Source organism: Spirillospora sp. NPDC049652 (genome assembly GCF_040675125.1).
Taxonomy (GTDB): Bacteria; Actinomycetota; Actinomycetes; order Streptosporangiales; family Streptosporangiaceae; genus Spirillospora.
Genome location: NZ_JBFAOF010000360.1, coordinates 1 through 6,629, shown reverse-complemented (window position 1 = coordinate 6,629; position 6,629 = coordinate 1). Strand labels below are relative to the sequence as shown.

Annotated in this window: 7 protein-coding genes; 6 read left to right on the top strand and 1 reads right to left on the bottom strand. The window is 71.9% G+C overall.

The window, feature by feature from the left end:
* The 6 genes from AB0J52_RS22015 to rfbD all read left to right on the top strand — a co-directional run.
* Nucleotides 1–439: inositol monophosphatase family protein (locus AB0J52_RS22015; protein WP_500183691.1), on the top strand; the 439-nt coding region annotated here is incomplete at its 5' end.
* 46 nt (nucleotides 440–485) lie between these two features.
* Nucleotides 486–1,403, top strand: coding sequence for a sulfate adenylyltransferase subunit CysD (cysD, locus tag AB0J52_RS22010; protein WP_500183688.1), 918 nt, complete (start codon nucleotides 486–488; stop codon nucleotides 1,401–1,403).
* A gap of 32 nt (nucleotides 1,404–1,435) precedes the next feature.
* Complete coding sequence (locus AB0J52_RS22005) at nucleotides 1,436–2,698, top strand: sulfate adenylyltransferase subunit 1 (protein WP_500183693.1); 1,263 nt, start codon at nucleotides 1,436–1,438, stop codon at nucleotides 2,696–2,698.
* A 263-nt stretch (nucleotides 2,699–2,961) separates the two neighbouring features.
* Nucleotides 2,962–4,029, top strand: coding sequence for a glucose-1-phosphate thymidylyltransferase (locus AB0J52_RS22000; protein ID WP_500183685.1), 1,068 nt, complete (start codon nucleotides 2,962–2,964; stop codon nucleotides 4,027–4,029).
* The gene (gene rfbB, locus AB0J52_RS21995; protein WP_500183683.1) at nucleotides 4,026–5,006 is read left to right on the top strand and encodes a dTDP-glucose 4,6-dehydratase; all 981 of its coding nucleotides are present in this window, start codon (nucleotides 4,026–4,028) and stop codon (nucleotides 5,004–5,006) included. The genes AB0J52_RS22000 and rfbB overlap by 4 nt, the downstream gene beginning before the upstream one ends.
* The gene (gene rfbD / locus AB0J52_RS21990) at nucleotides 5,003–5,854 is read left to right on the top strand and encodes a dTDP-4-dehydrorhamnose reductase (RefSeq protein ID WP_500183682.1); all 852 of its coding nucleotides are present in this window, start codon (nucleotides 5,003–5,005) and stop codon (nucleotides 5,852–5,854) included. The genes rfbB and rfbD overlap by 4 nt, the downstream gene beginning before the upstream one ends.
* Before the next feature lie 44 nt (nucleotides 5,855–5,898).
* On the opposite strand, the gene rfbC is transcribed toward rfbD, so the two are convergent.
* The gene (gene rfbC / locus AB0J52_RS21985) at nucleotides 5,899–6,501 is read right to left on the bottom strand and encodes a dTDP-4-dehydrorhamnose 3,5-epimerase (RefSeq protein ID WP_500183680.1); all 603 of its coding nucleotides are present in this window, start codon (nucleotides 6,499–6,501) and stop codon (nucleotides 5,899–5,901) included.
* Between the last annotated feature and the right edge of the window lie 128 nt (nucleotides 6,502–6,629).

Below are 6,629 nucleotides of genomic sequence, written 5' to 3'. Positions count from 1 at the left end.
GTCCGGCTGGACGGCCGGGACCGCGGGCTCCGCGTGGCCGGAGGCGGGCGTGCTGGTCGCGCCGGAGCCGGCCGAGCCGGGCAGGCTGCGGATCGCGGTGAGCCGGACGCGGCCGCCCGCGTTCCTGACCGAGCTCGCCGAGCGCGTGCCCGTGGAACTCGACCTCGTGCCGATCGGGTCGGCGGGCGCGAAGATCTCGGCGGTGCTGCTCGGCGAGGTGGACGGCTACGTCCACGCGGGCGGCCAGTACGAGTGGGACTCGGCCGCCCCGGCGGCGGTCGCGCTCGCCGCGGGCGCGCACGCGTCCCGGGTGGACGGGGCGCCCCTGGTCTACAACCGGGCCGACCCGCGGCTGCCGGATATCCTGGTGTGCCATCCCGGGTCGGCGTCGACGCTGCTGACCGGCATTCGGGAACTGTCGGACTCCGTGCCCCGATGAACCAGCCCCCGACATGACCACCACCGACGTCAGGAAGTCTCCACCCATGCAGCGCTCCGATTACCTGCTGTCACAGCTGGACGTGCTGGAAGCCGAGTCGATCCACATCATCCGCGAGGTGGCCGCCGAGTTCGAGCGGCCCGTGCTGCTGTTCTCCGGCGGCAAGGACAGCCTCGTGATGCTGCGCCTGGCGCAGAAGGCGTTCTGGCCCGCCCCGATCCCCTTCCCGGTCATGCACGTCGACACCGGGCACAACTTCCCCGAGGTCATCGAGTTCCGCGACCGCCGCGCGGCCGAGCTCGGCCTGCGCCTGGTCGTGGCGTCGGTGCAGGAGTCCATCGACGCCGGGCGCGTGGTGGAGGAGACCGGCCGCCGCGCGTCCCGCAACCGGCTGCAGACCACGACGCTGCTGGACGCGATCGAGGAGCACCGGTTCGACGCCGCGTTCGGCGGCGCCCGCCGCGACGAGGAGAAGGCCCGCGCCAAGGAGCGCGTGGTGTCGTTCCGCGACGAGTTCGGCCAGTGGGACCCGAAGAACCAGCGGCCCGAGCTGTGGAACCTGTACAACACGCGGATCCGGCAGGGCGAGCACGTCCGGGTGTTCCCGCTGTCGAACTGGACCGAGCTGGACATCTGGGACTACGTCCGGCGCGAGGAGCTGGAGCTGCCGTCCATCTACTTCGCGCACACCCGCCGGGTGTTCGAGCGCGACGGGATGCTGCTGGACGCGCAGACCGGTTTCGCCAACCGGGGCGAGGACGAGCCGGAGTTCGAGGCGACCGTCCGGTACCGCACGGTCGGCGACGCGTCCTGCACGGGCGCGGTGAAGTCGGCGGCGGACACGTTGGAGCAGGTCATCGAGGAGATCGCGGCCACCCGTGTCACCGAGCGCGGGCAGACCCGCGCCGACGACCGGGCGTCCGAGGCCGCCATGGAGGACCGCAAGAAGGAGGGGTACTTCTGATGAGCGCTGCGGCGGGGGCGACCGGGAAGCCCATGGACATCCTGCGGTTCGCGACGGCGGGCTCGGTGGACGACGGCAAGTCGACCCTGATCGGGCGGCTGCTGTTCGACTCCAAGTCGATCTTCGAGGACCAGCTGGAGGCGGTCGAGCGCACCAGCGCCGACCGCGGCGAGGAGTACACCAACCTGGCGCTGCTGACCGACGGCCTGCGGGCCGAGCGGGAGCAGGGCATCACGATCGACGTGGCGTACCGGTACTTCGCGACGCCGCGCCGCAAGTTCATCATCGCCGACACCCCGGGGCACATCCAGTACACCCGCAACATGGTGACCGGGGCGTCCACGGCCGACCTGGCGATCATCCTGGTGGACGCGCGCAAGGGCATCGTGGAGCAGTCCCGGCGGCACGCGTTCCTCGCGACGCTGCTGAAGGTGCCGCACCTGGTGGTGGCGGTGAACAAGATGGACCTGGTCGACTACGACCGGGGCGTCTACGAGCGGATCGTGGACGAGTTCACCGCGTTCGCGGCCAAGCTCGACATCACCGACCTGACCTTCATCCCGATCTCGGCGCTGCACGGCGACAACGTGGTGGAGCGGTCGGGGAACACGCCCTGGTACGAGGGCAGCTCGCTGCTGCACCACCTGGAGCACGTGCACATCGCGTCCGACCGCAACCTCATCGACGTGCGGTTCCCGGTGCAGTACGTGATCCGGCCGCACAAGAGCACCGACCCCGAGCTGCACGACTACCGCGGCTACGCGGGGCAGGTCGCGGGCGGCGTGCTGAAGCCGGGCGACGAGGTCGTGCACCTGCCGTCCGGGCTGACCACGACGATCACCCACATCGACGGCCCGAACGGACCGGTGGACGAGGCGTACGCGCCGATGTCGGTGACGCTGCGGCTCGCCGACGACATCGACATCAGCCGCGGTGACATGATCGCGCGTCCGAACAACCGTCCCGAGGTCGCGCAGGACCTGGAGGCGATGGTGTGCTGGATGACGCCGGACCGGCAGCTCACCCCGCGCACCAAGCTGATCGTCAAGCACACCACCCGCACGGCGCGCGCGATGGTGAAGGACCTGAACTACCGCCTGGACGTCAACACCCTGCACCGCGACGAGGAGGCGACCGGGCTCGGCCTGAACGAGATCGGCCGGATCGGGCTGCGCGTCACCCAGCCGCTGTTCGTGGACGACTACACCCGCAACCGGCTGACCGGCGGCTTCATCCTGATCGACGAGGCCACCAACAACACCGTCGCCGCCGGAATGATCATCTCCGCCCGCTGACCCGGCCGGTTCCGGCCCCGTCCGCCCGCCGATCCGGCCAGGCCCGATCCAGGCTAGACCCGGTCCCGGCACGTTCCGCCCGTCCGGCGGAGCGCGTGCCGCGGCCGGGTCCGGCCGTCGCCGTCGATGGCTGCTTCCGGTCAGCCCCGAGTGGGACCGGGGGTGCGCGGGAGGCCGGTAATGTCGAGAGGTGTTTCCTTCGGGGTCTCTGGAGCCGCTTTGAACCGTCTGGGCGTGCTCCGTCCCGGTAGTGGGGGTGGCGGGTGAAAGCGCTGGTGCTGGCGGGCGGATCGGGGTCGCGGCTGCGGCCCATCACGCACACCTCGGCCAAGCAGCTCGTCCCCGTCGCCAACAAGCCCGTGCTGTTCTACGGGCTGGAGGCGATCCGGGACGCGGGCATCCGCGAGGTCGGCATCGTCGTCGGCGAGACGGCCGCCGAGATCCAGGAGGCGGTGGGCGACGGCGCGGACTTCGGGCTGGAGGTCACCTACCTCCCGCAGGATGCCCCGCGCGGCCTGGCGCACGCCGTGCTGATCGCTCGGGAGTACCTCGGCGACGACGACTTCGTGATGTACCTCGGCGACAACTTCGTCGTCGGCGGCATCGACGGGATCGTCCGGCGGTTCCGGGACGAGCGCCCGGACGCGCAGATCATGCTCACCCGGGTGTCGGACCCGCGCGCCTTCGGCGTCGCCGAGCTGGACGGGGACGGCCGCGTCGTCGGGCTGGAGGAGAAGCCGGAGCACCCCAAGAGCGACCTGGCGCTGGTCGGCGTCTACATCTTCGGGCCCCGGGTGCACGACGCGGTCGCGAGGCTGAAGCCGTCCTGGCGGGACGAGCTGGAGATCACCGACGCGATCCAGGGGCTGATCGACGCGGGCAGCCGGGTCGAGTCCACGGTGATCTCCGGGTACTGGAAGGACACCGGGAACGTCACCGACATGCTGGAGGTCAACCGGCTGGTGCTGGAGGCCGTCGAGCCGTCGGTCGCGGGCGAGGTGGACGCCTCGTCGGAGCTGATCGGCCGGGTCGTGGTCGACGCCGGCGCGACGGTGGCGGGGTCGCGGATCGTCGGGCCGGTGATCGTCGGCGCGGGGACCGTCGTGCGCGACTCCTACCTCGGGCCGTTCACCTCGATCGGCCGGGACTGCCGGGTGATCGACAGCGAGATCGAGTACTCCATCGTGCTGCGCGGGGCGTCCATCGACGGCGTCGGCCGGATCGAGGCCTCGCTGATCGGCCGGGAGGCCGAGGTCACCCCCGCCCCGAACGTCCCCCGCGCCCATCGACTCGTCCTCGGCGACCACAGCAAGGTGCAGATCAGGCAATGAGAGTTCTGGTGACCGGCGGGGCCGGCTTCATCGGGTCCCAGTACGTGCGGGACGTCGTGTCGGGGGAGTTCCCGGCGTTCGCGGGGGCGCGGGTGACCGTGCTCGACCGGCTGACCTACGCGGGCAACCTCGCGAACCTCGACCCGGTGGCGGGCGGGTTCGAGTTCGTGCGCGGGGACGTGTGCGACGCCGGACTGCTCGCCGAGGTCGTCCCCGGCCACGACGTGGTCGTGAACTTCGCGGCCGAGTCACACGTGGACCGGTCGATCGAGAGCGCCGGGGAGTTCATCCGGACGAACGTGCAGGGCGTCCAGGCGCTCATGCAGGCGTGCCTGGACGCGGGCGTGCCCCGGGTGGTCCAGGTGTCGACGGACGAGGTGTACGGCAGCATCGAGGAGGGCTCGTGGGACGAGTCCGCGCCGCTCGCGCCGCGCTCGCCGTACTCGGCGGCCAAAGCGGGTGGCGACCTGATCGCGCGGGCCTACGCGGTCACCCACGGGCTGCCGGTGTCGATCACCCGGTGCGGCAACAACTACGGGCCGTACCAGTTCCCGGAGAAGGTCGTCCCGCTGTTCGTGACGAACCTGATGGACGGCCTGCCCGTGCCGCTGTACGGGGACGGCGGGAACGTCCGTGACTGGATCCACGCCGCCGACCACTGCCGGGGCATCCAGGTGGTGGCCGAGCGCGGCGAGCCCGGCGAGGTCTACCACATCGCCGGAACGGCCGAGCTGACGAACCTGGAGCTCACGCGGCGGCTGCTGGACGCCCTCGGCGCGGACTGGGACCGGGTTGAGCGCGTCCCGGACCGCAAGGGCCACGACCGCCGCTACTCGCTGGACGACCGCAAGATCCGCGCCCTCGGCTACGCGCCGCGGGTCGCGTTCGAGGACGGGCTCGCCGAGACCGTCCGGTGGTACGCCGAGCGGCGCGACTGGTGGGAGCCGCTGAAGAAGCGGAACGGAGAAGCCGGGTGAAGTGGCTGGTCACCGGTGCTGGCGGGATGCTCGGCACCGACCTGATGGCACGCCTCTCCGAGGAGGGGGCGGACGCGGCCGGGCTCGACCGCGCGTCCCTCGACGTGTGCGACCAGGCCGCCGTGCGGAAGGCCGTCGCGGCGCACCGCCCGGACGTCGTGGTCAACTGCGCCGCCTGGACGGACGTGGACGGCGCGGAGAACGACCTGCGGGTCTTCGACGCCAACCACGGCGCCGTGATCCACCTGGCCGAGGCGTGCCGGGAGACCGGCGCCCGCCTGGTGCAGATCTCGTCCGACTACGTCTTCCCGGGCCACGGCCCCCACGCCGAGGGCGACGCCACCGCGCCGATCAACGAGTACGGCTTCTCCAAGCTGTACGGCGAGCGGGCCGCGCTGGAGTACGACCGCTCGTACGTCGTCCGGACGGCCTGGCTGTACGGCGCGCACGGCGGGAACTTCGTCGCGACCATGGCACGGCTCGCGGCCGAGCGCGACACCGTGGACGTCGTGGCCGACCAGCACGGCCAGCCCACCTGGACGGGCGACCTCGCCGACCGGATCGTGCGGATGGTGGCCTCGGGCGCGCCCTGCGGGATCTACCACGGCACGAACGCGGGAGAGACGACCTGGTACGGGCTCGCCTGCGAGGTGTTCACGCTGCTCGGGCTCGACCCGAAGCGGGTCCGGCCGACGACGACGGACCGGTTCCCGCGGCCCGCGCGGCGGCCGGTGAACTCGGTCCTGCGGCACGACGGCTGGGCCCGCGCGGGCCTGGAGCCGATGCGTGACTGGCGCGAGGCGCTGCACGCCGCCTGGCCGACCCTGGGCCTCGGCGGCGGCCGCTAGCCGTCCTCCGCGGCCTCTAGCCGTCCTGCGGGCTTCCGCGGCCTCTAGGCGAACGGGGTGCCGAGCTTGTCGTAGTAGGCGAGGCAGTCCTCGTAGGCGGGGAGGAGGCCGGCGGCCAGGGCCTCGGCGAGGGACGGCGCGGTGGCGTCCTTGTCCGACAGCACGGGTTCGACGTCGGTGGGCCAGTCGATGCCGAGGGCCGGGTCGAGCGGGTGGACGCCGTGCTCGCGCGGCGGGTTGTAGGTCTCCGAGCACAGGTAGATCGCGGTCGTCTCGTCCTCGAGGGCGAGGAAGGCATGTCCGAGACCCTCGGCGAGGTACATGCAGCGCCGGTTATCCTCGTCCAGCCGGACGGCCTCCGAGCGCCCGAAGGTCGGGGAGCCGACGCGCAGGTCGACCACGACGTCGAGCAGCGCGCCCCGCACGCACGAGATGTACTTGGCCTGGCTCGGCGGCACGTCGGCGAAGTGCACGCCGCGCAGGACGCCGCGGGACGAGACCGAGCAGTTCGCCTGCTCCAGCTTCAGGTCGTGCCCGAGTCGCTCGCGCAGCGCGTCCGCGCGGAACCACTCGTGGAAGGAGCCTCGGCTGTCGCCGTGAACGCGGGGGGAGATGACGAACGCCCCTTTGATGCCAAGTGGTTCCACATGCGCAAGAATGCCACACGATCGGACGAGGAGAGGCAGGTCACGTCGTGCGATCCAGCACCTCCGCCGGGGCCCGCACCCGCACCTCCGCCGGGGCCCGCGCCCGCACCCGCGCCCGTGCGCGGCAC

Coding starts and splice junctions, on each gene's coding strand:
- cysD (WP_500183688.1), top strand. CDS start 486: ATGCAGCGCTCCGATTACCTGCTGTCACAGCTGGACGTGCTGGAAGCC.
- AB0J52_RS22005 (WP_500183693.1), top strand. CDS start 1,436: ATGGACATCCTGCGGTTCGCGACGGCGGGCTCGGTGGACGACGGCAAG.
- rfbB (WP_500183683.1), top strand. CDS start 4,026: ATGAGAGTTCTGGTGACCGGCGGGGCCGGCTTCATCGGGTCCCAGTAC.